Origin of the sequence: Leifsonia sp. 21MFCrub1.1 (genome assembly GCF_900107895.1) — a bacterium.
In the GTDB taxonomy this organism is placed as follows: domain Bacteria; phylum Actinomycetota; class Actinomycetes; order Actinomycetales; family Microbacteriaceae; genus Leifsonia; species Leifsonia soli.
Window position 1 is genome coordinate 3,852,349 of the sequence record NZ_LT629867.1, and the last position, 25,437, is coordinate 3,877,785.

Genomic DNA, 25,437 nt, shown 5'->3' on the forward strand with positions numbered 1-25,437 from the left:
GGGATGGTGAAGCGGAATACCTGGCAGCGGGAGGCCGTCCGCGAGGCTCTGACCTCGACGGAGGGCTTCATCAGCGCGCAGGGTCTCCACCTGAGCCTGCACGAGGCGGGTTCCCCCATCGGCCTGGCGACCGTGTACCGCGCCCTCGCCGACCTCGCGTCCGAGGGCGACGCGGACTCGCTCCAGTCGCCGGAGGGCGAGAGCCTCTACCGCGCGTGCACGACCGGGCACCACCACCATCTCATCTGCCGCAACTGCGGGCTGACGGTCGAGATCGAGGCGGATGCGGTCGAGCAGTGGGCGCGGCAGGCGGCCGCCGCCCACGGGTTCACCCAGGCGCAGCACGTCGTCGACGTCTTCGGGCTGTGCGCGTCCTGCACGGCCACGAACGATTTGGCCGGCACCGCGTCCATGCCGTAGCATGGATGTTTGGCTGAGTGGGCTCCTCCCGCTCAGATCGTACGAGAAACCCCCATCACGAAAGCGACGGGGAAGTCGCGTGCCGACAAGTGACCTTGGGTGGTGCCGTCCGGCACCACGGTATTGGAGAAGAAAGCAATGGCAGCAGTGTGCCAGGTGACTGGAGCCGTTCCCGGCTTCGGCCACAACATCTCGCACTCGCACCGTCGCACGAAGCGCCGGTTCGACCCGAACATCCAGAAGAAGACGTACTACGTTCCGTCGCTTCGCCGTAACGTCACCCTGACGCTGAGCGCCAAGGGCATCAAGGTCATCGACGCCCGTGGCATCGAGTCCGTCGTCAAGGACCTCCTGGCCCGTGGGGAGAAGATCTAAGCATGGCGAAGCAGCAGGACATCCGTCCGATCATCAAGCTCCGTTCGACGGCGGGCACCGGGTACACCTACGTGACCCGCAAGAACCGTCGCAACGACCCCGACCGACTCGTGCTCAAGAAGTACGACCCCGTAGTGCGCAAGCACGTCGACTTCCGAGAGGAGCGCTAAACATGGCCAAGAAGTCAAAGATCGCCAAGAACGAGCAGCGCAAGGTCATCGTCGAGCGCTACGCCGCGAAGCGCGCCGAGCTGAAGAAGGCCCTGGTCGACCCGAACGGGACCGACGAGTCCCGCGAGGCCGCCCGCATCGGCCTGCAGAAGCTCCCCCGCGACGCCTCCCCGATCCGCGTGCGCAACCGCGACGCGGTCGACGGCCGTCCGCGCGGAAACCTCAGCAAGTTCGGCATCTCGCGTGTCCGTTTCCGTGACATGGCGCACCGCGGCGAGCTGCCCGGCATCACCAAGTCGAGCTGGTAACCCAGCGCGACGACGCCACTCGAGGGGCGTCCGGCTTCGGCCGGGCGCCCCTTCGCCGTCCCCGGAGGGATGCGCGAAGCTGCGCATCCGGTCCGATGTGGGTGAAAGAGGGCGAAGTTCCGCGTGTTTCCGCGGGTTTCTGATACATTCAAGGCGGTCAACCGACCAAACGTTACGGCCCCCTGTGGCCTCAACCGTTCCACAAGAAAGCTGTAGATCCAGCACAAGGTCCGAGGAGGACACTCAATGGCTGACAACCTGAACAAGACCGAGCTCGTTGCTGCCGTCGCTGCGGCGTCGGGTCAGAGCCAGGCCACCGTCTCGAGCGTCGTCGACGCGTTCTTCAGCACCATCAGCGAGACCGTCGCCAAGGGCGGCAAGGTCACCATCCCCGGCTGGCTCGCCGCCGAGCGCAGCGAGACCGCTGCCCGCACCGGCCGCAACCCGCAGACCGGCGAGGAGATCTCGATCCCGGCCGGCCACCGCGTCAAGCTGACCGCGGGCTCGAAGCTCAAGGCTGCCGTCAAGTAGTCCTTCCCAGCTTTGCCCGAAGGCGGCGCCGCATCACGCGGCGCCGCCTTCGTCGTGTCCGCGGCCGGGCAGCCTGTGGGCGGCCGTCCAGGGCGGGGGACGTAGGCTGGACGGGTGCCTCGAATCCTCCGCGTGATCGGCCCTGCCGCGCTGCTCCTCGCAGCCGTGGCGGCGATGATCGCCGCCCTCGCGTTCGGCGGAGGTGCCGCAGCCCCGCTGCTCGCGGACCCGGGCGCTCTCGTGCGGTGGGGACTCCCGGCGGCGACCCTCGTGGTCAATCTCAGCCTGGCGGGCACGGTGGGCGCGCTCGTCCTGGCGTGCTTCGCCTTCAGCCCGGATCGCGACGAGTACGGCAACGCACTCGACTTCGCCGCGGGCAGCGCCGCGGTGATGACGGTCGCCTCCGCCGCGACGGGCCTGCTCACGTTCGTCAGCGTGTCGAACGTGCCCTGGTCGTTCGATGCGACGTTCAGCAACGGGCTGAGCTCGTTCATCACGAGCGTGTCGCTCGGCCAGGCGTGGCTCGGGATCACGCTCATCGCCGCGGCCGTCACGGTGCTCTGCTTCGCCGTGCGCAATCAGACCGCGATCGTCTTCGTCACCCTGCTGGCCATGGCGACCGTCGTGCCGATGGCGCAGCAGGGCCACAGTGCCGAGGCGGCCGGTCACGACGCCGCGGTGACCTCGTTCGGACTTCACGTGTTGTTCGCGGCGATCTGGCTGGGCGGCCTGGTGACGCTCATCGTGGTCAAGCAGCGGCTGGGGAACGGGCGTCTCGTCACCGTCCTCGAGCGCTACTCGACGGTCGCGCTGATCTGCTTCGTCGTCGTGGCGGCCTCGGGGTACGTCAACGCCGAGCTCCGCGTTGGAACGCTCGCCGAGCTGGCGACGCCGTACGGCATCCTGGTGCTGGTCAAAGTCGCCGCGCTGGTCGTGCTCGGCCTCTTCGGTCTCACCCAGCGGCGCTACTTCATCGGGCGGCTCAAGCAGTCCGGCGAACCGCGGAGCTTCTGGTGGATCGTCGTGGCCGAGCTGGCGTTCATGGGCATCGCGTCCGGTGTCGCCGCAGCGCTCGCCCGAACGGTCACGCCGGTGCCGGAGACGCGCGCGGCCACCCCGACGCCCGCCGAGATCCTCACGGGCGAGAAGCTGCCTCCCGCTCTCACCTGGGACCGCCTCTTCACGTCGTGGAACTTCGACCTGCTCTGGGTGCTCGCCTGCGCTTTCGGCCTGTTCTTCTACTTCGCCGCGGTCTGGCGGCTGCGGAAGCGCGGCGATAAGTGGCCGATCTACCGCACGGTGCTGTGGACGCTGGGCATCGTCCTGCTCTTCTACATCACCAACGGCGGCGTCAACGTCTACGAGAAGTACCTCTTCTCGGCGCACATGTCCGCCCACATGGTGCTGACGATGGGCGTGCCCCTGCTGCTCGTCCCCGGTGCCCCGATCACGCTGGCGGCGCGGGCGATCCGGAAGCGCCGCGACGGCTCGCGCGGCGGCCGGGAGTGGCTGCTGCTCGCGGTGCACTCGCGTTTCGCGTCGGTGATCTCCAACCCGATCGTCGCGGCGGTCCTGTTCGCCGGCTCGCTCTGGGTCTTCTACTACACACCCGTCTTCCGCTGGGCGACGACCGACCACATCGGGCACGAGTGGATGATCGTGCACTTCCTGATCACCGGCTACCTGTTCGTGCAGTCGCTGATCGGCATCGACCCGGTCAAGTACCGGCTGCCGTACCCGTTCCGGCTGCTCCTCCTGCTGCTCACGATGGCGTTCCACGCCTTCTTCGGGCTTTCGATCATGCAGATGCACGGCCTGCTGCTCGCGGACTGGTTCGGCGCGATGGGCCGCACCTGGGGCGACTCCCCGCTGGTCGACCAGCAGGCCGGCGGCGGGATCGCGTGGAGCATCGGCGAGATCCCGACCGTCATCCTCGCCATCGTCGTGGCGATCCAGTGGAGCCGCAGCGACGAGCGCGAGACGAAACGGCGCGACCGGAACGCGGACCGGACGGGCGACGCCGAGCTGAACGCCTACAACGAACGGCTGGCGCGCATGGCCGACCGCGACCGCGTCTCCCGCTGATCCTCCCGCGGCGCCCGAGAGCGTCGGGGGACCCCGCGGCTACTGCTCCTGGGCGACGACGATGTCGAGCGAGCCGTCCGAGCGGATGGTAACGCTGCTGAGACTCATGGCGAACGGCTCCGGGTCGCTGCGCGGGGTGACCGTTCCGTCGAACAGCGACTGGACGGTCACATCGAGGTGGGCGACGCCGACCATCCGGCCGGTGACCCATCCCGCGTCGCCCGCCTGCAGCCGGACGTCGGGGTAGGTGTCGATCGACCACGACGGATCGCCCTGGACGCGGTCGTCGATCTCGACGCCGAACGGGCACCCGGCCGGCTGGAGCACGTGCTGTTCCGCGCACCGGTCGAGGAAGCCGTCGACCTGTTTCTGCACCGCCGAGGTGAACGCGCGGGTGGGCTGGGCATCCACCGTGGTCTCGGTGATCCGCCCGGGGGATGCGGACGCGGCGACGGGCGAGGCGCGGACATAGCGCGAATCGTGCCGGAGCTCGAGGGGCGCGAGCGGAAGCACGAGGTAGTCGGCCGAGAGAGTGAACGCGTCAGCGGGCTGATCGGGCGATGCCGCCCGCGGGTTCACCGTGTGCCCTCCCACGGTGAACGTCGAGGCGTGGGCGACCGTGATGCGCGCGACGCCGACGGGAGGGGAGGCGAACGCCCAGGTGGGAAGGATGCCGAGCACGGCGCCGGTCTGCCGCACGCGGAAGGTGGCGGACACCGGGTCGCCGTTCGCGACCGCTGTGACGACGACCGTATGGACGCCGTCCGCTCCGGCGGTGTCGGAGGCGACGGCGACATCGCGCACGGTCGGCAGGATGTCCGACCGCAGCAGCTCGCGGGAGGCGTCGCCGGGGAGGCGGGCGGCCGTCAGGGCCGAGGCGGTCGGATCCGCTCCGGGCATCGCGAGCGCCGTGGACACGTCGTGCGACGCGATGGACTGGGCGAAGGCGGCGACGAACCCGCTCGGGCTGTAGTACGCGCGCTGCACCGCCCCGAGGGCCGCCAGGAAAGCGACGACCAGGAGGACGCCGACACCCGACCAGAGGAGGACGGCGCGTCGGTGCGCGTGCGCATCCCCCACAGCCATGAGGCCATCCTAGGGTCCTGTGGATGAGCGGCCCCGGGACGCTGCGCCGGGTTAGAGTAGTCCGGCAGGTCGGGCGACACGGAAGGGGCGGGGATGGGCCGGCTTTCCCTCTCGCCGGAGCAGCAGGCGGTGTACGAGCTCATCGAGCACACCCGCGAGCATGTCTTCGTGACCGGCCGTGCCGGAACCGGCAAGTCGACGCTGCTCAACCACTTCTCGTGGAACACCGAGAAGTCCATCGTGATCTCGGCCCCGACGGGTGTGGCCGCGCTGAACGTCGGCGGCCAGACCATCCACTCCTTGTTCCGCCTGCCGATCGGTGTCATCGCCGACCACGCCATCGACCAGAGCGCCGAGCTGCGCAAGCTGCTGAACAGCATCGACACGCTCGTCATCGACGAGGTGTCGATGGTCAACGCCGACCTGATGGATGCGGTGGACCGCAGCCTGCGCCAGGCGCGCCAGCGCGCCGGGGAGCCGTTCGGGGGCGTCCAGGTCGTGCTCTTCGGCGATCCGTACCAGCTGGCGCCCGTGCCGGGCGACCGCGAAGAGCGCGCCTACTTCGCCGACACCTACCGCTCGATGTGGTTCTTCGACGCGCGCGTCTGGCAGGAGACCGACCTGCGGATCGTCGAGCTGCTGCAGGTGCACCGTCAGCACGAGTCCGACTTCCGGTTCATGCTCAACGCGGTGCGACACGGACAGGTGCCCAAGGAGATCGCGGACCGCCTCAACGAGGTGGGCGCCCGGCCGGCGCCCGACGACGGCACCATCACCCTCGCCACCCGCAACGACACGGTGAACCGCATCAACGCGCACGCACTGGAGCGGCTGCCCGGCCGCGTGCTCACGGCGAAGGCCGAGGTCAGCGGCGACTTCGGCGGCCGCAACTACCCGGCGGACGAGTCGCTCGAGCTCAAGGTGGGCGCCCAGGTGATGTTCCTCCGCAACGATGTCGGGCAGGGCGACGGCCCGCGCTGGGTGAACGGCACCATCGGCACGGTGACGCGCATCGACTCCAACGTCTACGTGGATGTGGACGGGGAGGTGCACGAGGTCGAACCGGCGATCTGGGAGAAGTTCAGGTACACCTGGTCGCCCGAGACGAAGAAGCTGACCAAGGACGTGGTGGCGGAGTTCACGCAGTTCCCGCTGCGGCTGGCGTGGGCGGTCACCATCCACAAGTCGCAGGGCAAGACCTACGATGCGGCGATCGTCGACCTCGGCACGCGCGCGTTCACCTCGGGCCAGACGTACGTCGCCCTGAGCCGGATCACCACGCTCGACGGCCTGTACCTGACCAGGCCGCTGCGGCCGAGCGACATCACGGTCGACCCGGACGTCGAGCGCTTCATGCGCGACGCGCGGCCGGTGACGATGCCGGTCGCCGGCGCGCAGGCCGGATGACGAGAACCCTGATGGCGGAACGGGAGAGGGGTCGGACGTGGCGGTGACCTTCGTGCTGGACTTCAGCGACGGGCAGCATGTCGAGACGAGCGGCAACGGCGTGATCGGCCGCAACCCGGCCGTGCACACGCCGGGGACCGAGATGGACGACCCGGGCCACGTCCAGCTGATCACGATCCAGGACGACGTGAAGTCGGTGTCCCGCGCCCACCTGGCGTTCGGCCAGTACGACGGCGTGTTCTGGGTGATGGACCTGGGGTCGGCCAATGGCACGACCATCACGTACCCGGGCGAGGGCACGTTCGCCTGCGACCCGAACACGCGGCACGAGGTCGACCCCGGGTCGATCGTGCGGTTCGGCGGGGAGTCCTTTGCGCTGACCCGCCGCTGACCACGCGCCGACCCCGCGCTGGCGAGCGTCAGTGGTGGTGGTGCACCGTCACGGCGGCGATGCCGGCGTCGGTGAGCCCGAGCGCGGGGATGGTGACGGCGCACACTGCGCACGCACTGAGCGCGAGGGCGATGAAGAAGCGCAGTCCGCCCTGGTCCGGCCGGGGATCGCCGGAACGGAGGACGACCGCGGCGGTCGCCGCGACGGCGACGTCGAGGAGGGAGGCCGCGCCCATCGGGATGAGCGGGAGCGCGAGCACGGTGCCGCCGGAGGCCGTTGCGCCGGCGATCGCGAGCGCCGCCCACATCCCGACGGGCAGCAGGGCGAGGGCGGGGGCCAGCCGGAACACCGGCGGGCGATCCCGTGCGAGGGTGGCGACCGCCCATCCCAGCTCCGCGACGGCGAGCAGGAGGAAGGCGGCCAGCAGGGCAGGGGGTGCGCTGGGGGCGAGCGCCGCGTGAAGCAGCCCCGCCCCCAGAGCGGCCACGGCGAGGAAGGCGCGGGTCGCCGAGCCCACCGCGACGGCCGTTGGGGCCGAGGCGACGGGGGCGGCCCGCAGCGTTCCTGTCATCCTGCTCATGGGAGCCGTGGCCCCGCCGGTCAGGCGGCGGCCGTCGTGGCGCGCGTTCCGCGGTCGGCGCCGAGGCCGGTTCCGAGGAGGACGATCGCGCTCACCAGGTGGAGGAAGTGGTCGGGCGTGTTCAGAGCGAGGATGTTCGCGCCCGTGCCGACCAGGAAGAAGCCGACGATGCCGAGGAGGAGGTAGACCGCTCCGATCGTGGTGTTGACGGCCTTGGCGGCGGCGACGCGGGTCAGGCCGGCGATCAGCAGGGCCGCGCCGATGAGGAGGTGGGCGATGTTGTGAAGCGGGTTGACCTCGAAGATGCCCAGGAGCAGACCGCCCTTCGTGGCGACGAAGCCGACGCCTCCGGTGACGGCGAACCCGAGCAGCCCCACCAGCAGGTAGACCGCTCCGAAAATAGTGGCGACGAGCCGGTTCGGAGATGTGCGCATTGTCTGTTCCTTCCATAGGACGGCGCACGGACGCGCGCCTCACTTGTCCATTCGCAGCATCGACCCGATCGGATTGCGGCCACAGCCCCTTGCGCGACGGAAGGGTTTCTGCCGCACGTTACAATCGCTGGACACGCAGGGCCGACACCGCGGGGGTTGTATCGATGCGACGACACACGACGTTCGGGCGGATCGCGCTCGCCGCGACCGCGGGACTCGTGGCGCTCGTCCTCTCGGCGTGCACCTCCACGGCCGGAGCGAAACTTCCCCAGCAGCAGAAGGGTGGATTCGACGGCGACGTCGAGAAGCGGCTCTCGGCGGCGATCACCGACGCCATGACGCTCGCGGACGCCTCCGCCGGTTTCGCCGGCGTCTGGGCGCCCTGGGCCGGATCGTGGACGACGGCGCAGGGCACGACGAAGCGGGGCGGGACGCAACCGGTCAGCGCGGACATGCGCTTCCGTGTCGGCCAGAACACCACGCCGATGACCTGCACGGTTCTGCTGCAGCTCGTCGACGAGGGCGAGGTCGGGCTCGACGATCCGCTCACCAAGTGGCTGCCCGGGCTGGTCGGCGTGGAGGGCGTCACACTCCGCGAACTCTGCCAGAACACCTCGGGAATCGGCGACTACGTCGCGCAGCTCAACCCGGAGTTCCTGATGAACCCGACGCGCCAGTGGCCCGCGCTGGAGCTGGCCAGCGATGGGATCGCGATGCAGCGCGTCGGCAAACCCGGAGAGAAGTGGGGCCGCTCGTCCACGAATGCCGTGCTCCTCGGCATGGCCCTGCAGAACGCGACGAGCCGTAGCTGGCAGGACCTCTACAAGAGGTACATCTTCGACAAGCTCGGGATGACAGCGAGCTCCCTGCCCGAGAGTGCGCAGTTCACGGTTCCCGGACCCCATGCCGCCGGCTACTCGGCAGGGCTGGACGGGGCGGGCGCCATCGTCTGCGAGCCGATGCGCGACGTCAGCAGCATGTCGCCGTCGCAGGGGTGGACCGCGGGCGGAGTGGTCTCGACCGTCTCGGACATGAAGGCCTTCGGGCAGGCGCTCGCGTCCGGCAGCCTCCTCAGCGAGAAGTCGCGCGCTGCCCAGGCCGACGGAATCGCGATCGGCCAGTCGTGGGAGCGCTACGGGCTCGGGATGCAGCTGCTCGGACCCCTGCGCGGGAGCAGCGGTGCGGTGCCGGGCTACCTCTCGGCGGTGTACACGGACCCGGCGTCGGGTCTGACGATCGTGGTCGCGCTCAACAACTCGACGGCCGGGCCGGGATTCGCCCAGCTCCTGGCTCAGCGCCTCGCCTCCATCGTCTCCAAGACGCCGGCGAAGGAGAAGGGTGCGAAGGTCGTCGCCTCGCTGCCCTGGTCGGAGCAGCAGACGGTCGACGCGTTGACGAAGGCGGCGCCCTGCCCGGCGAAGAAGGCCGGATAGCCGGCCAGGAGGACTAGGCCCCGGCCAGCTCCGCCAGTTCCGCACGCACGGGGAACGCGTCGTCGTCGAGCACCAGCTGCAGCGCCGCCCCGCTCGCCCGGTTGACGATGACCGGTGCCAGCAGGTTGACGGTGCTGCCCTCGCGCGACGGCGTGACGACGACGAGCAGCAGCGCATCCGCGGCCTCGGCGATGCCGAGCTCGGCGGCGCGATCGTCCGGAAGCTCCGGGGAGTAGCCCGGCAGGTGCCGCTCCGCGTCGATCGTGAACAGCCGGATCTCGGGCCGCTCGACGGAGGCGAGCGTGTACAGGCCGTCCGCGCCGGCGACCGGGTCGAGGTCGAACGCGTCCAGCGGCTCCAGTCCGGGCGGCGGGGTGAGGAAGCGGACGGCGCTCACCGGAGGAAGTCCATCAGGGTCGGCTGCAGAACGCGGGCCGTGACGGCGATCGCGGTCTGGTAGTTCACGTCCTGGGTCTTGAGGTCGAGGATCACCTTGCTCAGGTCGACGTCCTCGAGCGACGAGCGCTGGCCTTCCAGTGCGTTGGCCCCGACCGCGAGGGTGTCCTTGGCCTTGTCGATCCGGGTCTGCCGGCCGCCGACCTCCGCGTGCTCTCCCACGATCGCCTTCATCCTGTCGTCGATCTCCGCGAGGCGCGGGGTGACGTTCACACCCGTGCGGAGGTCGTTCACGGTGTTGTCGATCAGCGCGAACACCGACGACGAGCCGGTTCCGAAGACCGCGGCGCCGTCCGCATCCACCCGCACCGTGGTGTCGGGGCCGATCCTGCGCTCCACTGTACTTCCCGCCGTCCCGGTGAACGAGTAGTCCGGCTGGAACGCGACGCCCGCGTCCGAGTTGCCCGCGAATACCGTGCGGCCGAGGTAGGTGGTGTTGGCGAGCGACAGGAGGCTCTTCTTCAGGCCGTCGAGCTCCGTCGCGATCGACTCCTTCGCCTCGGGCGACATGGCGCCGTCGTTCGCTCCCTGCAGGGTGAGGTCGCGGACGCGGCGCATGAGCGTCTCGACGGAGGTGAGAGCGGAGTCGGCCGTGGTCAGCCAGGCGTCGCCGTTGCCGACGTTGCGCTGATACTGCGCCGTGGCTGCCGCATCCGACCGGACGCCCATGGCGCTGGCCGTCGCCGTGGGGTCGTCCGACGGCTTGTTGAGCAGCCGGCGGCTGGTCGCCTGGTCGTACAGCTGCGCCTGGCGCTGCAGGCTGAGCTGCAGGTTCCGCTGGGCGTTGAGAGTCTGGGTGGCGTTGGTCACGCGGCTGATCACGGCTATCTCCCGACGAGTCCGGTGTGGTTGATGAGCACATCGAGGGCCTCGTCCACGGCGGTCATCACGCGCGCGGCGCCCTGGTAGGCGTGCTGGAAGGACAGCATGTTCATGTTCTCCTCGTCGAGGTCGACGGAGGAGCCGGACAGCTGGGCGTTGGTCGCCGCACTGGTCGCGAGGTCGGCGAGGTCCGACTGCTGCTTCTCGGTGCGGCTGGCGACGCCGACCCGCACGACGAACGACGACCACTGCTTGTCGACCGCGTTCGGGCCGGTGCCGAGCTGGCTGATGGCGTCGGCGATGCTGCCGTCCGTCCCGCCGGCCCCGGGCGTTCCCGTCGCGATCTGCCCGACGCCGGTCGGGACGACGGAGAGGCCCAGTGCGGCCGGCTTGGTGGGGTCGATGGCGAAGAAGTCGAGCCCGGTTGCGCCCGTGGGGGTCGCACCCGTGGCGTGGACCGCGTTCACCCGCTGGGCGAGCGTGACGGCGAACGCGTTGTAGCTCACGGCCGCTTCGGCCAGCACTCCCCCGGTCCCGGAGGCGTCGGCGGGTGCGAGGGTGGAGACCGCCCCGGCGATCGAGCCGCCTTCGAGAGAGATCGCGGCACCCGGCCGGTAGGCCCACTCGAGGCGGGCCGGATCCGTCGCGGCATCCGCCATGCGCGTGGCGCCCGCTGCCTTCACGAGGTTGGTGCTGGTCCCGGACACCAGCGCGTTTCCTCCGACCAGCACATCCACCGTGCCGTCGTCGTTCGGCCGGACGACACCGCCGGCCAGTTTGGCGATGGATGCGGTGAGCAGGTCGCGCCGGTCGAGCAGCTCGTTCGCCGACTGCCCCGACGCCAGGGCGGAGCGGATGCGGCCGTTGAGGTCGGCGACGGCGGTCGCTGCGGTGTTCAGGTCGGAGGCCATGCCGTCCATCGACGTGCGGAGGGTGCTCCACTGGTCGTCGACCGCCCGGTAGCCGGTCTGCAGCTGGGTGACGAGGCTTCCCGCCTGGCCGAGCAGCACGCCAGCGGGTGCCTGCTCCCCCGCCTGGTTCGCCACATCCCCCCAGGCCGACCAGAACTTCTGCAGCTGGGCCGACAACCCGTTCGTTCCCGGCTCGTTGAGCGACTGCTCGAGGGTCGCCAGGGCGTCGGCACGCGTGTTCGTGTAGCCGGAGAGCGCGGTGGTCGTGCGCACCCGCGCATCCAGGGCGGCGTCGTCGAGGCGCTGGATGCCGTCGACCGTGACGCCCTGTCCCGGCCGGACGCCGCCGCTGAACAGACCGGCGGACGACAGGGCGGGCACGCCGGACGTCGTGACCCGCTGCCGCGTGTAGCCCTGCGTGTTCGCGTTCACGAGGTTCTGCCCGACCACGTCGAGCCCCGCCTTGGCGGCGACGAGCCCGGTGTAGGCGGTGTTCAGGCCGCTGAAGGTGCTCATCCGGTCAGGCCTCCGTGTCGAAGAAGCGCGCGGTGTCCCCCGCGCGGCCTGCGCCGCCCGCGCCGTACACGCCGGGGTCCTCCCCCGCGCCCGACAACGAGCTCAGCGTCTCCTGCGTGGAGCGGGCGGCCTCGCGGAGCAGACGCTCGTTGGTGTCGCGCACCTCCGCGATCTGCGCGGTCAGCTCGGTCATGGCCGCGAGGTGCGACCCGAAGATGTCGGACCAGATGCCGTCGGGGGCGCCGGTGGCGAGTTCGCGCAGGGTCGCATCCTGGTCGAGGCCCCACTCCTCGGCCAGCGCGGCGACCTCGACCGTCCGGGCGAGACCGACGGCGCGCATCCGCTCGATGACCTGCTCGACTTCGCGGGTGGCGTGCGAGATCCAGCGGGACTTGCCCGCGATCAGCAGCAGCTGCTCCTCCTCCAGCTTGAACAGCAGGAGCTCGAGGAGCTCGCGTTCCTTCCAGAGCTGCGCAGAGAGTTCGCTCGCGGCCATGTCGCTACCAACTTCCTCGTGAGTCGATGTGCGCACCTGGTCTCCTCGGGTCCGAAGGCGGGGTGGATGTGTTCCGCCATCCCAGACCATCGGCACGCTTGCGCCCGATGTTAGGCGCGTGATGGCCCGGGTGAAGGGCACGACGTACCGCTTATCGGGGTGCTGTCAGTATTCCCCGTACTGGGGGTACGGACTGCCCCGTAATGGGGACAGAAAGCATGCAATCTGAGCAGTCTCGAATTGTTACCGTGAACAGCGGAAGACTCCTAGCAACCCGCTCGGCACCCGACCCAGCCCGAGCATCCACCGCACCGCCCGAGTACCCTGTCACGCCCTCCCCGAACGAGGACGGGACGCGGTACCCGTCCGATGAAGAGGGGTCGCCCAGCGTGAACCGGAACGAACGCAACACGCTCGTCGTGGAGAACCTGCCGCTCGTCGGCTATCTGGTCTCCGACCTGTGCTCCCGCGCCACCCACCTGTCGCGCGACGACCTGGCCTCGGCCGGGGCCGTCGCCCTGGTCATGGCGGCGGACGCCTACGACGCCACCACCGGCGTCCCGTTCGGTGCGTACGCACGGACCCGCATCGTCGGTGCGCTCGCCGACGAACTGCGCGCATCCGACTGGGCCACCCGCTCCGCGCGCAAGCGCATCAAGGAGACGCTGGCGGTCCGGGAGAGCCTCACGGCAGCCCTCGGGCGCACGCCGAGCGTCGACGAGATCGCGAACGCGCTCGGTGTGGACCGCGAGACGGCCGCGGCCGGCCTGGCCGACGCCTCCCGCACGGTGACCGCGCTCGACGAGACCATCGAGCCGCTGCTCGTCTCGGAGACCGTCGGCCCGGAGGACTCGCTGCTGGCCGGCGAGCAGACCGCGTACGTCCGCGCCGCGGTCGCCGCCCTCCCCGACCGGATGCGGTCCATCGTCGAGGCGATCTACTTCGACGACCGCACGGTGACCGAGATCGCGGAGGAACTGGGCATCACCCACTCGGCCGTCTCGCAGCAGCGCTCGGAGGCCATCCGCCTCATGCGCGAGGGCATGGCCACCCACTACGCCGACGAGGGCGACCCCGTCGTCATCGAGGCGAAGACCTCCCAGGCCCGGCGCAGCGCCTACCTGGCGCGTCTCGCGCAGCACGCGGTCGCGGGCGTCTCGCGCCTCTCCCCCACGTCCCCGAGCTCTGCCCGGGCGTCCTGAGCCATCAGCTCCTGACTTTTTCCGCCTGAACCGCATCGCAGAGGCGAAAAACTCAGGAGCAGATCGCTGCTAACGGGATGAATCAGACAGCCGATAGAGGCTGATGCGGACCACGGAAGGGCCGCGAACCACCACCCAGTCATGGAGGAAACATCATGGGTATGCAGATCAACACCAACATCGCGGCGAACAACGCCTACCGCAACCTGAACAACACGCAGAGCGACCTCTCGAAGTCGCTCGAGAAGCTGTCCAGCGGTCTCCGCATCAACCGTGCGGCGGACGACGCGGCGGGCCTCGCCATCTCGGAGGGCCTGAAGTCGCAGGTCGGCGGTCTGACCGTCGCCGCCCGCAACGCTCAGGACGGCATCAGCGTCGTGCAGACCGCTGAAGGCTCGCTCACCGAGGTCCACTCCATCCTGCAGCGCATGCGCGACCTCGCGGTGCAGGGCGGCAACGACTCGAACAACGCGACCTCGCGCGCGGCGATCAAGACGGAGGCCGACGAGCTGGGCAAGGAGCTCAACCGCATCACCAACGGCACCAACTTCAACGGGATCGACCTGCTCAAGGGCGGCTCGCTGAACTTCCAGGTCGGCGCGGGTTCGACGGCGAACGACACCATCCAGGTCAGCCTGGCCGACGTCGCCACCTCGGTCGGCACGCTCAGCAGCGCCACCGGCGCCACGGGCTTCGTCGTCACCGACAACGCGACGGCGAACACGACCATCACGGCGATCGACACCGCGATCACCGCGATCTCGACCGCCCGCTCGGAGCTCGGTGCCTCGCAGAACCGGTTCGAGTCGGCCGTTCGCAGCCTGAACGTCTCGAAGGAGAACCTCTCGGCCGCGTCCAGCCGCATCACCGACACCGACATGGCGGAGGAGATGGTGAAGTACACCCGCTCCAACATCCTGTCGCAGGCCGGCACCGCGATGCTCGCTCAGGCGAACCAGTCCAACCAGGGCGTCCTGCAGCTGCTCCGCTGATCAGGCCCGGCGGCCGGGGCGTAGTCCCCAAAGCGTGCCCCGGCCGCCGCACCACCCCGCACCACCGCAGCACCCGGAACCACCGTCGTAGGAGGGAGACCACCGCATGGGCATGGCCATCGACGGGCTCATCAGCGGTCTGAAGACGACGGACCTGATCGACAGCCTGATGCAGGCGGAGGCGATTCCGCAGACCCTGCTCAAGAACAAGGTCACCGACTCCACCAACTTCATCTCGGCGATGCAGGCGCTCAACTCGAAGGTCGCCGCGCTCGCCGACTCCGCCGCGAAGCTCGCGAAGCCCGCAGGCACCGACCTGCACACCGCGAGCACCAGCTCCACCGCGGCGACGGCGACCGCGGGCACCGGTGCCGTCGACGGCACCATCGACTTCACGGTCGACCGCCTCGCGCAGTCGCAGGTCACCGTGACCGGCCCGCTGACGCAGTGGCCGGACCAGCCGCCGACGCTCACGTTCGTCGCGGCCGACGGCACCACCAAGCAGATCACCGCGGCCAGCTCGTCGCTCGCCGATGTCGCCGCCGCGATCAACCAGGCCGGAGCCGGTGTCAGTGCGACCCGGGTGGCCGCGGGTCTCGACCCGGCGACCGGCCAGCCGCTGTACCGGCTGCAGCTCAGCTCCACGAAGACCGGTGCGGCGGCGGCCTTCACGGCCTACCGCGGGACGGCGGCGGATGTGGCGGCCGGCACCGCGACGAACATCCTGTCGGACCCCGGGTCGTCGCAGGTGCGTCAGGCGCAGGACGCGCAGCTGACCCTGTGGGCCGGAACGGGAGCCGCGCAGACGGTCACGAGCGCGACGAACAGCTTCACCGACGTCCTCCCCGGCGTCACCGTCTCGGTCACCGCGGCGTCGACCACGCCGGTGACCCTCACGGTCGCCCGCGACGACAAGAGCATCTCGGCCGCCGCCGGATCCCTCGCCGGCGCGGTCAACGACATCCTCACGTACATCGGCCAGAAGCAGGCCGTCTCCACCTCGACCGACGCAGCGGGCGGAACGGTCGTCACCGGCGGCGTCTTCACCGGCGAGTCGTCCGTCCGCGACGTCAACCAGAAGCTCGTGGATGCGGTGATCGCCCCGATCGGCGGCGTCTCCCCCTCCACGTACGGCATCAGCATCACGCGGGACGGCGCGGTCACCTTCGACCAGGACGCCTTCGCGAAGGCGATGGCCGCCGACCCCGACACCGTGAAGGCCGCCGTCGCCACGATCGCGCAACGCGTCGCGGACGCGGCCACCGGCGCGAGCGACACGTACACCGGCTCGATCTCGCTCAAGATCAAGGGCGAGCAGTCGACCGTCAAGAGCCTCAACGACCAGATCACCGACTGGGACGGCCGCCTCGCCGACCGGCGAGCGACCCTCGAGAAGACGTACGCCAACCTCGAGGTCCAGCTGCAGCAGCTGCAGTCCCAGTCGTCGTGGCTGACCGGCCAGCTCTCCTCCCTCCCGTCTGCGAGCGCATCATGAACGTCCTCACCTCCGCGGCCGCGAAGCTCTCGGCCTACAACCGCGACAGCATCCTCTCCGCCAGCCCGGCGCGACTCCTCACGATGCTGTACGACCGGCTCCTGCTCGACCTCACACGCGGCGAGGCCGCCCTCACGGCCGAGCAGTGGCCGACCGCCTGGGAGAACCTGCGGCACGCCGACCAGATCGTGGCCGAGCTCGCGGGAACGCTGCGCGTCGACCTGTGGGATGGCGCCGAGAGCCTGCTCCAGCTGTACGGCTACCTCGCCGACCTCATCGTCGGCGGCATGATCGAACGCGACCCGGCGAAGGTGCGGGAGGCCATCGAGCTCGCCGAGCCGCTGCGCCGGACGTGGCACGAAGCGGCGGCGCTGCTGCCGGCGGCATCGGGCGCGACCGAGGCGGACCGTGATCTCGGCGTCGCCTGACGACACGATGCCCGACGCGGCGCCCGCCGCGGCGCCCGAGCCGGTGTCCGGGGTGACGCCCGAGTCCGCCGCGTGGGCCGAGGCGCTCGACCGGATGGAGCACGAGCTGCACGGCGCGCTGGCGCAGGTGGACCCGGTCCCCTGGCGTCCGCCGATCGCACTCGGACCGATCCCGGCCGAGCTCCAGGAGCGCGCGACGCGCCTGCTGGAGGCGCAGCTGCACACGATCCGCTACCTCGAGGACGTCCGTCAGACGACCGCACGGCACCTCGCGGCGGTACGCGCTGTACCCCGGTCGGAGGTGGGAGCGCATCCCGTCTACTTCGACCTGATCGGCTGAGTCCCCATAGCAGTTCTCCACCTGTGGATAACTCTGTGCAGAATCGGTGGATGAGCGGCCGGATCGTGTGGAGGACACGCGCGAGATATGTGGACTCTCAGAATCCCAGGTTGGATAAACGGTACGTGACCGGGCCTTTTGCAGGAATTCTGTGACAGTCGAACACCCCTTCGAAACCACACGGGTGTAATTCACATCGGGGTACACACTGTGGATGACGGTGTGGGAAATCGTCACGCGAACACGCCCGGGATGTCATCCCTAACGGGTGGGGGAGAGCTGCCGATAGCTCCTTTCGAGCACGGATCGCTCATCGACTTGGCCACGGATGGGCCGCCCCACGACCCTGGAGTGCAGCTGTGCTCGAATCCGTGACCAGCGCCGCCCTCGCGAGCGCCCTCGACGGCCTCGCGGCGCGCCAACGCGCCATCGCGAACAACATCGCCAACGTGAACACGCCGGGCTACACCGCCGAGCGCGTGTCGTTCGAGGACGCCCTCGCCGCCTCCGTCGCCGACCACGACGGTCACGCAGCCGCCACCACCGCTCGGTCGCTCGAGCCGACGCGACTCGACGGCAACAACGTCAACCTCGACACCGAGACGCTCTCGAACGTCGACACGGTTCTCCGCTTCCAGTTCGCCTCGCAAGCTGCGGGCAACCAGTTCTCGGCCATCCGCGCCGCGCTGAAGACCACCTGAGCCAGGACACCGACGAGAGGAGCACGACATGACCTTCGATGCCATCGGGATCGCCGGGACGGGGCTGACCCTGCACCGCCACTGGCTGGACGCCATCTCCGACAACCTGGCCAACATCAACACCGCCAAGCCGACCGACGGAGCCGCCTTCCAGGCCCGCTACGTGGTCGCGCAGGAGGGCCAGGGCGTCTCGGGCGTCTACGTCGCCGGCGCGGCCTACGGCAGCGCCGAGGGGCGGATGGTCTACGAGCCGGACAACCCCGTCGCCGACGAGAAGGGGTACGTGCGGTACCCCGACATCGACCTGTCGGAGCAGATGGGCTCCCTGATCATGGCGCAGCGCGGCTACCAGGCCAACGCGGCCGTCGTCGATCGCGCCAAGGAGACCTACCAGGCCGCGCTGCAGATCGGGAGGAACTGATGCCCATCCCCGCCATCGGCGCGCTCTCCGGGATCGACGCCACCACCGGGGTCTCCGCGACCCAGCAGACCGGCGGCACCGGGGGAGCGGCGTTCGGCAACGCGCTCACCGGCGCGATCGACAACCTGCAGCAGCTGCAGGGCACGAGCGACCGCCTGGCGATCCAGGCCGTCACCGGGAACCTCGACGACATCCATGACGCCACCCTCGCCTCCACCCGGGCACAGGTCACGCTCGAGCTCGTCGCCGGCGTCCGGAACAAGGCGGTCGACGCCTTCAACGAGATCATGCGGATGCAGGCCTGATGCCTCAGCAGGTGACCAGCTTCTTCCGGCGGATCGGCGACTCGATCCGCGGCTTCTCCGTGGCCCAGCGGGTGATCGCGATCATCGGCGTCGCCGTGGTCGCCCTCGGCGCGACGGGGCTCGCCCTGTGGGCGTCGCAGCCGTCGTACACGCCGCTGTTCTCGGGCGTCGCGGCGTCGGACGCCTCGGCGATCGTCGACCAGCTGCGCACCGACGGGGTGCCGTACCAGCTCACCGACGGCGGCTCGACCATCCTCGTCCCGCAGGAGAAGGTCTACGACGAGCGGCTCAAGGCGGCATCGGCCGGCCTTCCGGCGTCGACGACCGGCGGGTACTCCCTGCTCGACAAGATGGGCGTCACGTCCTCCGAGTTCCAGCAGAACGTCACATACAAGCGCGCGATGGAGGGGGAGCTCGGCAACACCATCGCCGCCATGAAGGGCGTCAAGGCGGCATCCGTCCGCCTCGCCATCCCCCAGGAGACCGTCTTCGCGTCGGAGAAGAAGGACCCGACCGCGTCGGTGTTCGTCGAGACGCAGAGCGGGGTGACCCTCAGCGCCGACCAGGTGCAGGCGATCGTGCACCTGACCAGTGCGGCCGTGCCCGGCATGAAGCCGACGGATGTGGCGGTCGTGGACGCGGACGGCACCGTGCTCAGCACCGTCGGAGGCGGAGCGACCGGGGGAGCGGACAAGCAGGCGAGCGACTACGAGACCCGCGTGAAGTCCGCCGTGCAGGAGATGCTCGACAAGGTGGTCGGCGCCGGGAACGCGACGGTCGCGGTCGCCGCGGACGTCAGCACCGAGAGCGCGCAGCGCACGGAGGAGTCGTACACGGCCCCGACCGCCGCGCCCTCGCTCAGCGAGACGACCCAGAAGGAGACGTACACCGGCTCCGGGGGCGGCGGCAACGCGGGCGTTCTCGGGCCGGACAACATCGCCGTCCCCAACGGCACGAACGGCAACGGCACCTTCAACTCGGAGTCGAGCACCAAGGACAACGCGGTCGACAAGGTCACGGAGCAGCGGACCATCCCGGCGGGCGCCATCAACCGGCAGACCGTGTCCGTCGCGCTCAACTCGGACGCGGTCGGCAACGTGAGCGCCAACGAGATCCGCAACCTGGTGAACGCCGCGGCCGGCATCGACGTGAAGCGGGGCGACTCCGTCAGCGTCGAGATGGTGCCGTTCAGCAAGACCGGCGCGACCGAGGCGGCGAAGGCGCTGCAGGAGGCGAAGGACGCCGCTGCGGCGGACCAGCTCAGCGGCATCATCCGGACCTCCGTCATCGCGGCCGCCATCCTCGCCGCGGCGATCATCGCCTTCCTGCTGTTCCGCCGGGGACGGCGGCGCGCGGCCGAGACGGCGGCGCTCGCCGAGGACGCGGACACGCTGGCCCTCGACGCGGCGGCCTTCCCGATCGCGCTGGAGCAGGCGGCTCCGACGGTGCCGATGCAGCTCGACCCGCTTCCCGACCCCACGCCCGACCCCGCAGAGGTGGAGGCCGACCGTCGCCGCGCCGAGATCGAGGCGCTCGCCGAGCGCGACCCGCAGCGCACCGCCGAGTTCCTCCGCAGCCTCATGGATGACAGGGCGGGCGTATGAGCACCGCACTGACCGGCGCGCAGAAGGTCGCGGTCGTGCTGATGAACATGGATCAGCAGCGCGCGGCCCAGGTGATGAAGCAGTTCTCCGACGAGGAGGCCGACGAGATCACCGCCGAGATCCTGCGGCTGCGCCGCGTCGACCCGGGGATCGCCGAGAAGGCGCTCAGCGAGTTCCACGACCTCGCGACCCGCGGGGCGGTGACCACGCGCGGCGGGCGGGACATCGCGGTCGGACTGCTCGAGGCGTCGTTCGGCGCCGAACGGGCGACCGGAGTGCTCAACAGGGTCGCATCCAATCTGGCCGGCAAGCAGTTCGAGTTCCTCGACGCGGTGGAGCCGGCCCAGGTGCAGATGCTGCTCGCCGGCGAGCTGCCGCAGACCAGTGCGCTCGTGCTGGCGCACCTGCGTGCCGACCACGCCTCCCGCGTGCTCGCCGGGCTGGACGACTCGGCGCGCACCGAGGTCGCCCACGCGATCGCCACCATGGGGTCGCCGAGTCCCGACGCGGTGCGCGTGGTCGCCGAGACGCTCAAGCAGCGGGCCAGCGCCGTCGTGTCGTCCCGGGCGGCGTCCGACGCCGTCGGGGGAGTGCAGCCGCTCGTCGACATCATCAACCGCTCCGACGCCGCCACCGAGAAGGCGCTGCTGGAGGCGCTGGAGCAGCGCGACCCGCAGCTCGCCGAGGAGGTCCGGTCGCGGATGCTCACCTTCGACGACATCGTCCGGCTGGAGGCGCGCGACGTGCAGCAGGTGCTGCGCGGTGTGGACGCCGCCGTGCTCGCGGTCGCGATGAAGGGCGCATCCGAGGCGGTCAGCGAGGTCATCACGTCGAACCTCTCGGAGCGCAACCGCGAGATCCTCGAGGACGAGGTCCGCATCCTCGGGCCGGTGCGCGTCTCGCAGGTGGAGGACGCCCGCGCCGAGATCGTCCGGTCCATCCGTGACCTGGAGGCCACGGGTGCGATCACGGTGCAGCGCGGGGACGAGGACGCGTATGTCGAATGACGCCGCCCCGGCGCAGGACTTCGCGCCCCTGATCGTCCCGGTGCTGACCGAGACCGAGCATGAGCGCACCGCGATGACCGCCGCCCGCTCGCGCGGATACGCGGCGGGGTTCGCCGAGGGGCGGCGCGCGGCGGCGCGCGAACAGGAGCAGTGGGCCGACCGGGCCGTCGCGGCCCGCGCGGCCGAGTCCGCGGAGGCTGCCGAGACCGTCGCGGTGCTCGCGCGCGCCCTGCGCGCGGCGGCCGTCGAGCTGCGCGAGGCGACCGTGCCGGTGCTGGCCGACGCCGAGTCCGCGCTGGTGGATGCCGCGTTCGAGCTGGCGACGGCGGTCGTCGGTGTCGCCCTGCAGGACCGCGTGGCCGCTGCACGCGCGGCCGTCGTGCGCGTGCAGTCCGCGGCACCGGCGGGGGTCGTTCCGGTGGTGCGGCTCCATCCCGACGACATTGCGGCCCTCCGTGCGGCCGGAGCGGCGACGGAGGAGCTGCAGCTGGTCGCCGACTCGGCGCTCACGCCGGGCGACGCCGTCGGCGAGCTCCCGAACGGCTGGCTGGATGCGCGCATCCATGCGGCCCTCGACCGGGCGAAGGAGGCGCTGTCGTGAGCGCCGCGGTGCTGAGCCCCACCCTCGGCGACCGCTGGGCCGGCGCGGTCGAGGCAGCGCGGGTCGAGACGGTCGGGCGGGTCACGGCCGTCGTCGGCCTGGGCGCCGAGCTGGAGGGCGTGCCCGCCGCGATCGGCGACGTGGTCGTCATCGGGGAAGCCCCCGGCATCCACGCCGAGGTCGTCGCGACGACGGCCGATCACGTCCGCGTGATGCCGTACGGACCGCTGACCGGTGTCGCGGCCGGCGCCCCCGCACGGGCCGTGCGCGCCCCCCTGCTCGTGCCGACCGGGCGGGGCATGCTCGGCCGGGTCGTCGACGCGCTCGGCCGCCCGGTGGACGGCCGTGGGCCGGTCGAGGCGGACGGCTTCGTCGCGCTCGGCAACCGCGCGCCCGACGCGATGCGCCGCGCGCGCATCCTGCAGCCGATCGGCCTGGGCGTGCGCGTGCTCGACACCATGGTGACGACGGGCCGCGGCCAGCGCCTCGGCCTGTTCGCGGGATCGGGCGTCGGCAAGTCGTCGCTGCTCTCGATGATCGCGCGGGGGACCGACGCGCAGGTGTCGGTCATCGCGCTGGTGGGGGAGCGCGGGCGCGAGGTGCGCGAGTTCCTCGAGGACGACCTCGGTCCGGAAGGCCTCGCCCGCTCGGTCGTGGTGGTGGCGACCTCCGACGAACCGGCCGTCATGCGCCTGCGTGCAGCGTTCGCAGCGACCCGCATCGCCGAGGCGTTCCGGGACGAGGGCGCCGATGTCGTGCTGATGATGGACTCCCTGACACGCGTGGCCATGGCGCAGCGCGAGATCGGGCTGTCGGCGGGGGAGCCGCCGGCGACGCGCGGCTACCCGCCGTCGACGTTCTCCCTGCTGGCGCAGCTGCTGGAGCGGGCCGGCACGGGCGAGACCGGGTCGATCACCGGCCTGTACACCGTCCTGGTCGACGGAGACGACCACAACGAGCCGATCGCCGACGCGGCGCGCTCCATCCTCGACGGGCACGTCGTGCTCGACCGCAGGCTGTCGGTCGTCGGGCACTTCCCCTCGGTGGATGTGCTCGGCTCGGTCTCGCGGCTCGCGTCGCGGGTGACCACCCCCGAGCAGCGCGCGGCGGCGATCGCCCTGCGCGGCGTACTGGCCGCGAAGGTCGGCGCACAGGACCTGCTCGATGTCGGCGCCTACAAGCCGGGGACCAACCCGAAGGTGGATGCCGCGGTCGCCAACGCCGACGCGATCGACGCGTTCCTGCGCCAGGGGATCGGCGAACCGGCCCCCGCGGCGGAGTCGTGGGCCCGGTTGCAGGCACTCATCGGGATGCTGGGAGGCGCATGATGGCACGAGCATTCGCACTGGCCGGGCTGCTGAGGCTGCGGCAGATCGAGAAGGAGCACGCGGCGAGCGACCTCGCGGCGGCGAACGCCCTCCGTCGCGATGCGGGCGAGCGGCAGGCGCGCGCCATCGCCGCCCTGCACGCCGTGCCCGTCGAGGCCACCGACGCGGGGACGCTGTTCGCGATGGCGGCCGCGCGCGCATCCAGCAGGAGCATGCTCGCCGACCTCGCCGCGCTCGCCGCCGAGCGCGAGGCCGAGGCCGCCGCCGCGCAGGAGGCGTTCACCGAGGCGAAGAAGCGCGCCGTCGGACTCGAGAAGCTCGAGAACCGTCATCGCGCGGAGGTCGTCGCCGGCGAGCTGAGCGCCGAGCAGTCGGCCATCGACGAGATGGCCACCGGCGCGTGGCAGCGCGCGCGAGAAGGGGGAGACGCATGACCGTGACGGACGCCATCGGCCGCATCGCGCAGATCCAGGCGACGCTGGTGCAGCTGGAGAGCCCGGCGAAGAGCACGACGTCGTCCTCGGCGGGGACGTCGGGGACCTCGGGGACCTCGGCGACCGACTTCGCCGCGGCGCTGTCGGGGGCGCTCGGCGCGACCGGCGGAACCGGGTCGCCCACCGGAGCGGACGTCGTCGCGGACGCGAAGAAGTACCTCGGCGTCCCGTACGTCTTCGGCGGCACCAGCGCCTTCGGCCTCGACTGCTCCGGGCTGGTGCAGCGGGTGTTCAAGGACCTCGGCATCGACGTGCCGCGCCTGGTCTCCGGACAGTCGACCGTCGGCACCGAGGTGCCCTCGCTCGCGCAGGCGCAGCCGGGCGACCTCATCGTCACCAACGGCGGCGAGCACATCGTCATCTACGCGGGAGACGGCAAGGTCATCCATGCACCGAGCGAAGGGCGCACCGTCAGCCTCGTGAACAACTGGATGAGCGACTCGGACATCGTGACCATCCGGCGGGTGCTTCCCCAGGCGGCCCCGGCGGGTACGGCGTCGGCGTCGGGGCTGTCGGGGCTGGGTGGCTCTGCGTCGTCCGCGTCCTCCGCCCAGGCGGACATGATGCGTTCGCTGTTCGCGTCGCTCGTGCAGGGAGGCTCCCTGTGAGCCCGGCGGCGGTCACCTCCGCTCCGCCCGCCGCGCCGTCCACGGCCGCCCGGCCCGGCTCCGGCGCGACGAAGGGCTCCGGCGACGCGTTCGACGCCTTCCTGCAGGGTGCGGTGGATGCCACCCCGCGCGACGCGCACAGCTCATCGCGGCCGAAGCCGGCGCGCGAGCACGACCGGAGTGCGGACAAACCGGATGCGGCCGGCGTCGCCGCCGCGCGAGACACTGACCGACCGGCGCAGACCGGAGGCGCCGACGCTCCGGTGGACGCTGCCGCCGGCACGGACGGCGCGTCAGCGGGTGCCGCGATGACCGGCACGGAGACTCCGTCTTCGTCGTCGATCGCCCCGACGCAGGCCGCCACAACGGTTCCCGGCCTCCCGGCCTCGACGACGGACGCCGCATCGTCGCCCGTCGTGACCGCCCCAGCCGCATCCGCGCCGACCGCCGCGTCCCCGACCGCCGGGACTCCGACCGTCGGTGCGTCTTCCGCTGTCGCCCAGACGGTCGCCGCGCCGACCGACGCGCTCAAGCCCACTGCGCCGACGCCCCCCGTCCCCGCCGCCCCCGTGCCGAGTAGCGACATCACGTCACCACTCGCGCCGAATTCGAGCAACGATTCACCACTCGTCGCGACCGTCGCGGCCGTCGCGGCCGCGAGCGTGGGGGAGCGCGGAGAGGCGGCCGGCTCGTCCCGACCGGCCCGCGGCGCGAGCGGCCCCGGTGCCGCAGCGCACGTGGATGCGGGCGAGGCCGACGCCGCCACCGCGCTGATAGCGGGGACCGGCGGAGCGGCGAGCGCGCCCGCAGCTCCGGCGGCACTCGCCCGGGCCGCCGCCGTTCCGACGGCGCCTGCGCTTGCTCCGCAGAGCCCGGCTGCCGGAGCCCCGGCTGAGACCGCGACGCCGACGGCAGGCGCGCCCACCGCATCCATCCGCCCCGAGCCCCCGAAGGCCGACCCGGTCGCCGTACCGACGGCCACCCTGCAGCCTCTGACCGGTCTCGACCGCACACCGACCGCGCAACCGGTCGCCGCCCCCGCTCCCACCGCCCCCGCACCGCAGAACACGCTGGGCGCGCAGCTCGCCCGCCCGGTGTTCACCCTCGCGGCCGCGGGCGCCGGCGAGCACGTCATGACCGTCCACGTCACGCCGGACACCCTCGGCCCGGTCACGGTCCGGGCGCACGTCGGCGGCGACGGCGTGCGCGTCGAGCTGTTCGCGCCGACGGACGCCGGGCGGGATGCGCTGCGCGCCATCCTCCCCGACCTCCGCCGCGACCTCGGCGGAGCCGGTCTCGCCGGAACCCTCGACCTGTCGTCCCAGAACCAGCCGGCGCCGCAGCACGACGCGCCGAGCGGCGGCCGGCACGACGGCCCGGATGCCCGTCCGTCCGCACCGAGAGCCGAGCCGGCCGCATCCCCCCGATCCACCCCGTCCGCACCCGTGGACGGGTCCGCCCACACCATCGACCTGATCGTCTAGAAGGGA

31 protein-coding genes are annotated in these 25,437 nt (G+C 71.1%); 24 read left to right on the plus strand and 7 right to left on the minus strand.

The window, feature by feature from the left end; genetic code table 11:
• Positions 1-3: 3 nt before the first annotated feature.
• The 6 genes from BLW09_RS18265 (at position 4) to BLW09_RS18290 (ending at position 3,889) form a co-directional block, all read left to right on the plus strand.
• Positions 4-420: a Fur family transcriptional regulator gene (locus tag BLW09_RS18265; protein WP_089916184.1), complete on the plus strand. Its 417-nt coding sequence runs from the start codon at positions 4-6 to the stop codon at positions 418-420.
• Between the two features lie 138 nt (positions 421-558).
• Positions 559-795 carry a 50S ribosomal protein L28 gene (rpmB, locus tag BLW09_RS18270; protein WP_018188988.1) on the plus strand — a complete coding sequence of 79 codons (237 nt, stop codon included), beginning with the start codon at positions 559-561 and terminating at the stop codon, positions 793-795.
• A gap of 2 nt (positions 796-797) precedes the next feature.
• Complete coding sequence (rpmG, locus tag BLW09_RS18275) at positions 798-965, plus strand: 50S ribosomal protein L33 (RefSeq protein ID WP_089916186.1); 168 nt, start codon at positions 798-800, stop codon at positions 963-965.
• A gap of 2 nt (positions 966-967) precedes the next feature.
• Positions 968-1,273 (plus strand): 30S ribosomal protein S14, encoded by a 306-nt coding sequence (gene rpsN / locus BLW09_RS18280; RefSeq protein WP_089916189.1) that lies wholly within the window; start codon positions 968-970, stop codon positions 1,271-1,273.
• A 246-nt stretch (positions 1,274-1,519) separates the two neighbouring features.
• The gene (locus BLW09_RS18285; RefSeq protein WP_018188985.1) at positions 1,520-1,804 is read left to right on the plus strand and encodes an HU family DNA-binding protein; all 285 of its coding nucleotides are present in this window, start codon (positions 1,520-1,522) and stop codon (positions 1,802-1,804) included.
• Positions 1,805-1,978: 174 nt separating this feature from the next.
• On the plus strand, positions 1,979-3,889 hold the full coding sequence (locus BLW09_RS18290; RefSeq protein WP_442911296.1) for a cytochrome c oxidase assembly protein: 1,911 nt from the start codon (positions 1,979-1,981) through the stop codon (positions 3,887-3,889).
• 39 nt (positions 3,890-3,928) lie between these two features.
• Here BLW09_RS18290 and BLW09_RS18295 read toward each other — a convergent pair whose 3' ends face one another.
• Positions 3,929-4,975 carry a hypothetical protein gene (locus BLW09_RS18295; RefSeq protein ID WP_089916193.1) on the minus strand — a complete coding sequence of 349 codons (1,047 nt, stop codon included), beginning with the start codon at positions 4,973-4,975 and terminating at the stop codon, positions 3,929-3,931.
• Between the two features lie 93 nt (positions 4,976-5,068).
• Here BLW09_RS18295 and BLW09_RS18300 point away from each other — a divergent pair, with 93 nt between their 5' ends.
• Both BLW09_RS18300 and BLW09_RS18305 read left to right on the plus strand, forming a co-directional pair.
• A complete protein-coding gene (locus tag BLW09_RS18300) occupies positions 5,069-6,382 on the plus strand; it encodes an ATP-dependent DNA helicase (protein WP_089916197.1) in 1,314 nt (437 codons plus the stop codon).
• A gap of 37 nt (positions 6,383-6,419) precedes the next feature.
• Positions 6,420-6,773, plus strand: a complete 354-nt coding sequence (locus BLW09_RS18305) for an FHA domain-containing protein (RefSeq protein WP_089916200.1) — start codon at positions 6,420-6,422, stop codon at positions 6,771-6,773.
• A 28-nt stretch (positions 6,774-6,801) separates the two neighbouring features.
• On the opposite strand, the gene BLW09_RS18310 is transcribed toward BLW09_RS18305, so the two are convergent.
• Positions 6,802-7,344 (minus strand): hypothetical protein, encoded by a 543-nt coding sequence (locus BLW09_RS18310; RefSeq protein ID WP_089916203.1) that lies wholly within the window; start codon positions 7,342-7,344, stop codon positions 6,802-6,804.
• Between the two features lie 29 nt (positions 7,345-7,373).
• Positions 7,374-7,787, minus strand: a complete 414-nt coding sequence (locus BLW09_RS18315) for a DUF4383 domain-containing protein (RefSeq protein ID WP_089916205.1) — start codon at positions 7,785-7,787, stop codon at positions 7,374-7,376.
• Between the two features lie 164 nt (positions 7,788-7,951).
• Here BLW09_RS18315 and BLW09_RS18320 point away from each other — a divergent pair, with 164 nt between their 5' ends.
• Entirely contained in the window at positions 7,952-9,220 is a 1,269-nt protein-coding gene (locus BLW09_RS18320) for a serine hydrolase domain-containing protein (protein ID WP_089916208.1), read from the plus strand.
• 13 nt (positions 9,221-9,233) lie between these two features.
• Here the strand turns inward: BLW09_RS18320 and BLW09_RS18325 are convergent, their stop codons facing one another.
• From BLW09_RS18325 to flgN, 4 genes are read right to left on the minus strand one after another with little or no spacing between them, the layout of a single operon-like run.
• The gene (locus BLW09_RS18325; protein WP_089916210.1) at positions 9,234-9,617 is read right to left on the minus strand and encodes a flagellar assembly protein FliW; all 384 of its coding nucleotides are present in this window, start codon (positions 9,615-9,617) and stop codon (positions 9,234-9,236) included.
• Positions 9,614-10,498: a flagellar hook-associated protein FlgL gene (flgL, locus tag BLW09_RS18330; RefSeq protein WP_089916213.1), complete on the minus strand. Its 885-nt coding sequence runs from the start codon at positions 10,496-10,498 to the stop codon at positions 9,614-9,616. The genes BLW09_RS18325 and flgL overlap by 4 nt, the downstream gene beginning before the upstream one ends.
• 2 nt (positions 10,499-10,500) lie before the next feature.
• Positions 10,501-11,925, minus strand: coding sequence for a flagellar hook-associated protein FlgK (gene flgK / locus BLW09_RS18335; protein WP_089916217.1), 1,425 nt, complete (start codon positions 11,923-11,925; stop codon positions 10,501-10,503).
• A 4-nt stretch (positions 11,926-11,929) separates the two neighbouring features.
• A complete protein-coding gene (flgN, locus tag BLW09_RS18340) occupies positions 11,930-12,421 on the minus strand; it encodes a flagellar export chaperone FlgN (RefSeq protein WP_089916221.1) in 492 nt (163 codons plus the stop codon).
• Between the two features lie 389 nt (positions 12,422-12,810).
• Between flgN and BLW09_RS18345 the strand changes: the two genes are divergently transcribed.
• The 15 genes from BLW09_RS18345 to BLW09_RS18415 all read left to right on the plus strand — a co-directional run bounded on the left by BLW09_RS18345 (position 12,811) and on the right by BLW09_RS18415 (position 25,431).
• Entirely contained in the window at positions 12,811-13,623 is an 813-nt protein-coding gene (locus BLW09_RS18345) for a sigma-70 family RNA polymerase sigma factor (RefSeq protein ID WP_089916223.1), read from the plus strand.
• 155 nt (positions 13,624-13,778) lie between these two features.
• Positions 13,779-14,615, plus strand: a complete 837-nt coding sequence (locus tag BLW09_RS18350; RefSeq protein ID WP_197682036.1) for a flagellin N-terminal helical domain-containing protein — start codon at positions 13,779-13,781, stop codon at positions 14,613-14,615.
• Between the two features lie 106 nt (positions 14,616-14,721).
• Positions 14,722-16,110: a flagellar filament capping protein FliD gene (gene fliD, locus BLW09_RS18355; protein WP_089916229.1), complete on the plus strand. Its 1,389-nt coding sequence runs from the start codon at positions 14,722-14,724 to the stop codon at positions 16,108-16,110.
• Complete coding sequence (locus tag BLW09_RS18360; RefSeq protein WP_089916232.1) at positions 16,107-16,538, plus strand: flagellar export chaperone FliS; 432 nt, start codon at positions 16,107-16,109, stop codon at positions 16,536-16,538. Before fliD ends, BLW09_RS18360 begins: the two co-directional genes overlap by 4 nt.
• Before the next feature lie 7 nt (positions 16,539-16,545).
• A complete protein-coding gene (locus tag BLW09_RS18365; protein ID WP_231946947.1) occupies positions 16,546-16,878 on the plus strand; it encodes a hypothetical protein in 333 nt (110 codons plus the stop codon).
• A gap of 359 nt (positions 16,879-17,237) precedes the next feature.
• Positions 17,238-17,579 carry a flagellar basal body rod protein FlgB gene (gene flgB, locus BLW09_RS18370; protein ID WP_089916239.1) on the plus strand — a complete coding sequence of 114 codons (342 nt, stop codon included), beginning with the start codon at positions 17,238-17,240 and terminating at the stop codon, positions 17,577-17,579.
• A 28-nt stretch (positions 17,580-17,607) separates the two neighbouring features.
• Positions 17,608-18,000, plus strand: a complete 393-nt coding sequence (locus tag BLW09_RS18375; RefSeq protein ID WP_089916242.1) for a flagellar basal body rod protein FlgC — start codon at positions 17,608-17,610, stop codon at positions 17,998-18,000.
• The gene (fliE, locus tag BLW09_RS18380; protein WP_089916245.1) at positions 18,000-18,305 is read left to right on the plus strand and encodes a flagellar hook-basal body complex protein FliE; all 306 of its coding nucleotides are present in this window, start codon (positions 18,000-18,002) and stop codon (positions 18,303-18,305) included. The genes BLW09_RS18375 and fliE overlap by 1 nt, the downstream gene beginning before the upstream one ends.
• Positions 18,305-19,909, plus strand: a complete 1,605-nt coding sequence (gene fliF / locus BLW09_RS18385) for a flagellar basal-body MS-ring/collar protein FliF (protein WP_089916248.1) — start codon at positions 18,305-18,307, stop codon at positions 19,907-19,909. The genes fliE and fliF overlap by 1 nt, the downstream gene beginning before the upstream one ends.
• A complete protein-coding gene (gene fliG / locus BLW09_RS18390) occupies positions 19,906-20,916 on the plus strand; it encodes a flagellar motor switch protein FliG (RefSeq protein ID WP_089916251.1) in 1,011 nt (336 codons plus the stop codon). The genes fliF and fliG overlap by 4 nt, the downstream gene beginning before the upstream one ends.
• Positions 20,906-21,517: a FliH/SctL family protein gene (locus tag BLW09_RS18395; protein ID WP_089916255.1), complete on the plus strand. Its 612-nt coding sequence runs from the start codon at positions 20,906-20,908 to the stop codon at positions 21,515-21,517. Before fliG ends, BLW09_RS18395 begins: the two co-directional genes overlap by 11 nt.
• Positions 21,514-22,845, plus strand: a complete 1,332-nt coding sequence (locus BLW09_RS18400; protein WP_231946949.1) for a FliI/YscN family ATPase — start codon at positions 21,514-21,516, stop codon at positions 22,843-22,845. The genes BLW09_RS18395 and BLW09_RS18400 overlap by 4 nt, the downstream gene beginning before the upstream one ends.
• Positions 22,842-23,279: a hypothetical protein gene (locus BLW09_RS18405; RefSeq protein WP_231946950.1), complete on the plus strand. Its 438-nt coding sequence runs from the start codon at positions 22,842-22,844 to the stop codon at positions 23,277-23,279. The genes BLW09_RS18400 and BLW09_RS18405 overlap by 4 nt, the downstream gene beginning before the upstream one ends.
• The gene (locus BLW09_RS18410) at positions 23,276-23,947 is read left to right on the plus strand and encodes a C40 family peptidase (RefSeq protein WP_089916261.1); all 672 of its coding nucleotides are present in this window, start codon (positions 23,276-23,278) and stop codon (positions 23,945-23,947) included. The genes BLW09_RS18405 and BLW09_RS18410 overlap by 4 nt, the downstream gene beginning before the upstream one ends.
• Positions 23,944-25,431, plus strand: a complete 1,488-nt coding sequence (locus BLW09_RS18415) for a flagellar hook-length control protein FliK (RefSeq protein ID WP_089916264.1) — start codon at positions 23,944-23,946, stop codon at positions 25,429-25,431. The genes BLW09_RS18410 and BLW09_RS18415 overlap by 4 nt, the downstream gene beginning before the upstream one ends.
• Positions 25,432-25,437 lie beyond the last annotated feature (6 nt).

Bases quoted from the DNA above. Each gene is read 5' to 3' on its own strand.
- BLW09_RS18265 (WP_089916184.1), top strand. From the start codon at position 4: ATGGTGAAGCGGAATACCTGGCAGCGGGAGGCCGTCCGCGAGGCTCTG.
- rpmB (WP_018188988.1), top strand. From the start codon at position 559: ATGGCAGCAGTGTGCCAGGTGACTGGAGCCGTTCCCGGCTTCGGCCAC.
- rpmG (WP_089916186.1), top strand. From the start codon at position 798: ATGGCGAAGCAGCAGGACATCCGTCCGATCATCAAGCTCCGTTCGACG.
- rpsN (WP_089916189.1), top strand. From the start codon at position 968: ATGGCCAAGAAGTCAAAGATCGCCAAGAACGAGCAGCGCAAGGTCATC.
- BLW09_RS18285 (WP_018188985.1), top strand. From the start codon at position 1,520: ATGGCTGACAACCTGAACAAGACCGAGCTCGTTGCTGCCGTCGCTGCG.
- BLW09_RS18290 (WP_442911296.1), top strand. From the start codon at position 1,979: ATGATCGCCGCCCTCGCGTTCGGCGGAGGTGCCGCAGCCCCGCTGCTC.
- BLW09_RS18295 (WP_089916193.1), bottom strand. From the start codon at position 4,975: ATGGCTGTGGGGGATGCGCACGCGCACCGACGCGCCGTCCTCCTCTGG.
- BLW09_RS18300 (WP_089916197.1), top strand. From the start codon at position 5,069: ATGGGCCGGCTTTCCCTCTCGCCGGAGCAGCAGGCGGTGTACGAGCTC.
- BLW09_RS18310 (WP_089916203.1), bottom strand. From the start codon at position 7,344: ATGACAGGAACGCTGCGGGCCGCCCCCGTCGCCTCGGCCCCAACGGCC.
- BLW09_RS18315 (WP_089916205.1), bottom strand. From the start codon at position 7,787: ATGCGCACATCTCCGAACCGGCTCGTCGCCACTATTTTCGGAGCGGTC.
- BLW09_RS18320 (WP_089916208.1), top strand. From the start codon at position 7,952: ATGCGACGACACACGACGTTCGGGCGGATCGCGCTCGCCGCGACCGCG.
- flgK (WP_089916217.1), bottom strand. From the start codon at position 11,925: ATGAGCACCTTCAGCGGCCTGAACACCGCCTACACCGGGCTCGTCGCC.
- flgN (WP_089916221.1), bottom strand. From the start codon at position 12,421: ATGGCCGCGAGCGAACTCTCTGCGCAGCTCTGGAAGGAACGCGAGCTC.
- BLW09_RS18350 (WP_197682036.1), top strand. From the start codon at position 13,779: ATGGGTATGCAGATCAACACCAACATCGCGGCGAACAACGCCTACCGC.
- fliD (WP_089916229.1), top strand. From the start codon at position 14,722: ATGGGCATGGCCATCGACGGGCTCATCAGCGGTCTGAAGACGACGGAC.
- BLW09_RS18360 (WP_089916232.1), top strand. From the start codon at position 16,107: ATGAACGTCCTCACCTCCGCGGCCGCGAAGCTCTCGGCCTACAACCGC.
- BLW09_RS18365 (WP_231946947.1), top strand. From the start codon at position 16,546: ATGCCCGACGCGGCGCCCGCCGCGGCGCCCGAGCCGGTGTCCGGGGTG.
- BLW09_RS18375 (WP_089916242.1), top strand. From the start codon at position 17,608: ATGACCTTCGATGCCATCGGGATCGCCGGGACGGGGCTGACCCTGCAC.
- fliE (WP_089916245.1), top strand. From the start codon at position 18,000: ATGCCCATCCCCGCCATCGGCGCGCTCTCCGGGATCGACGCCACCACC.
- fliF (WP_089916248.1), top strand. From the start codon at position 18,305: ATGCCTCAGCAGGTGACCAGCTTCTTCCGGCGGATCGGCGACTCGATC.
- fliG (WP_089916251.1), top strand. From the start codon at position 19,906: ATGAGCACCGCACTGACCGGCGCGCAGAAGGTCGCGGTCGTGCTGATG.
- BLW09_RS18395 (WP_089916255.1), top strand. From the start codon at position 20,906: ATGTCGAATGACGCCGCCCCGGCGCAGGACTTCGCGCCCCTGATCGTC.
- BLW09_RS18405 (WP_231946950.1), top strand. From the start codon at position 22,842: ATGATGGCACGAGCATTCGCACTGGCCGGGCTGCTGAGGCTGCGGCAG.
- BLW09_RS18410 (WP_089916261.1), top strand. From the start codon at position 23,276: ATGACCGTGACGGACGCCATCGGCCGCATCGCGCAGATCCAGGCGACG.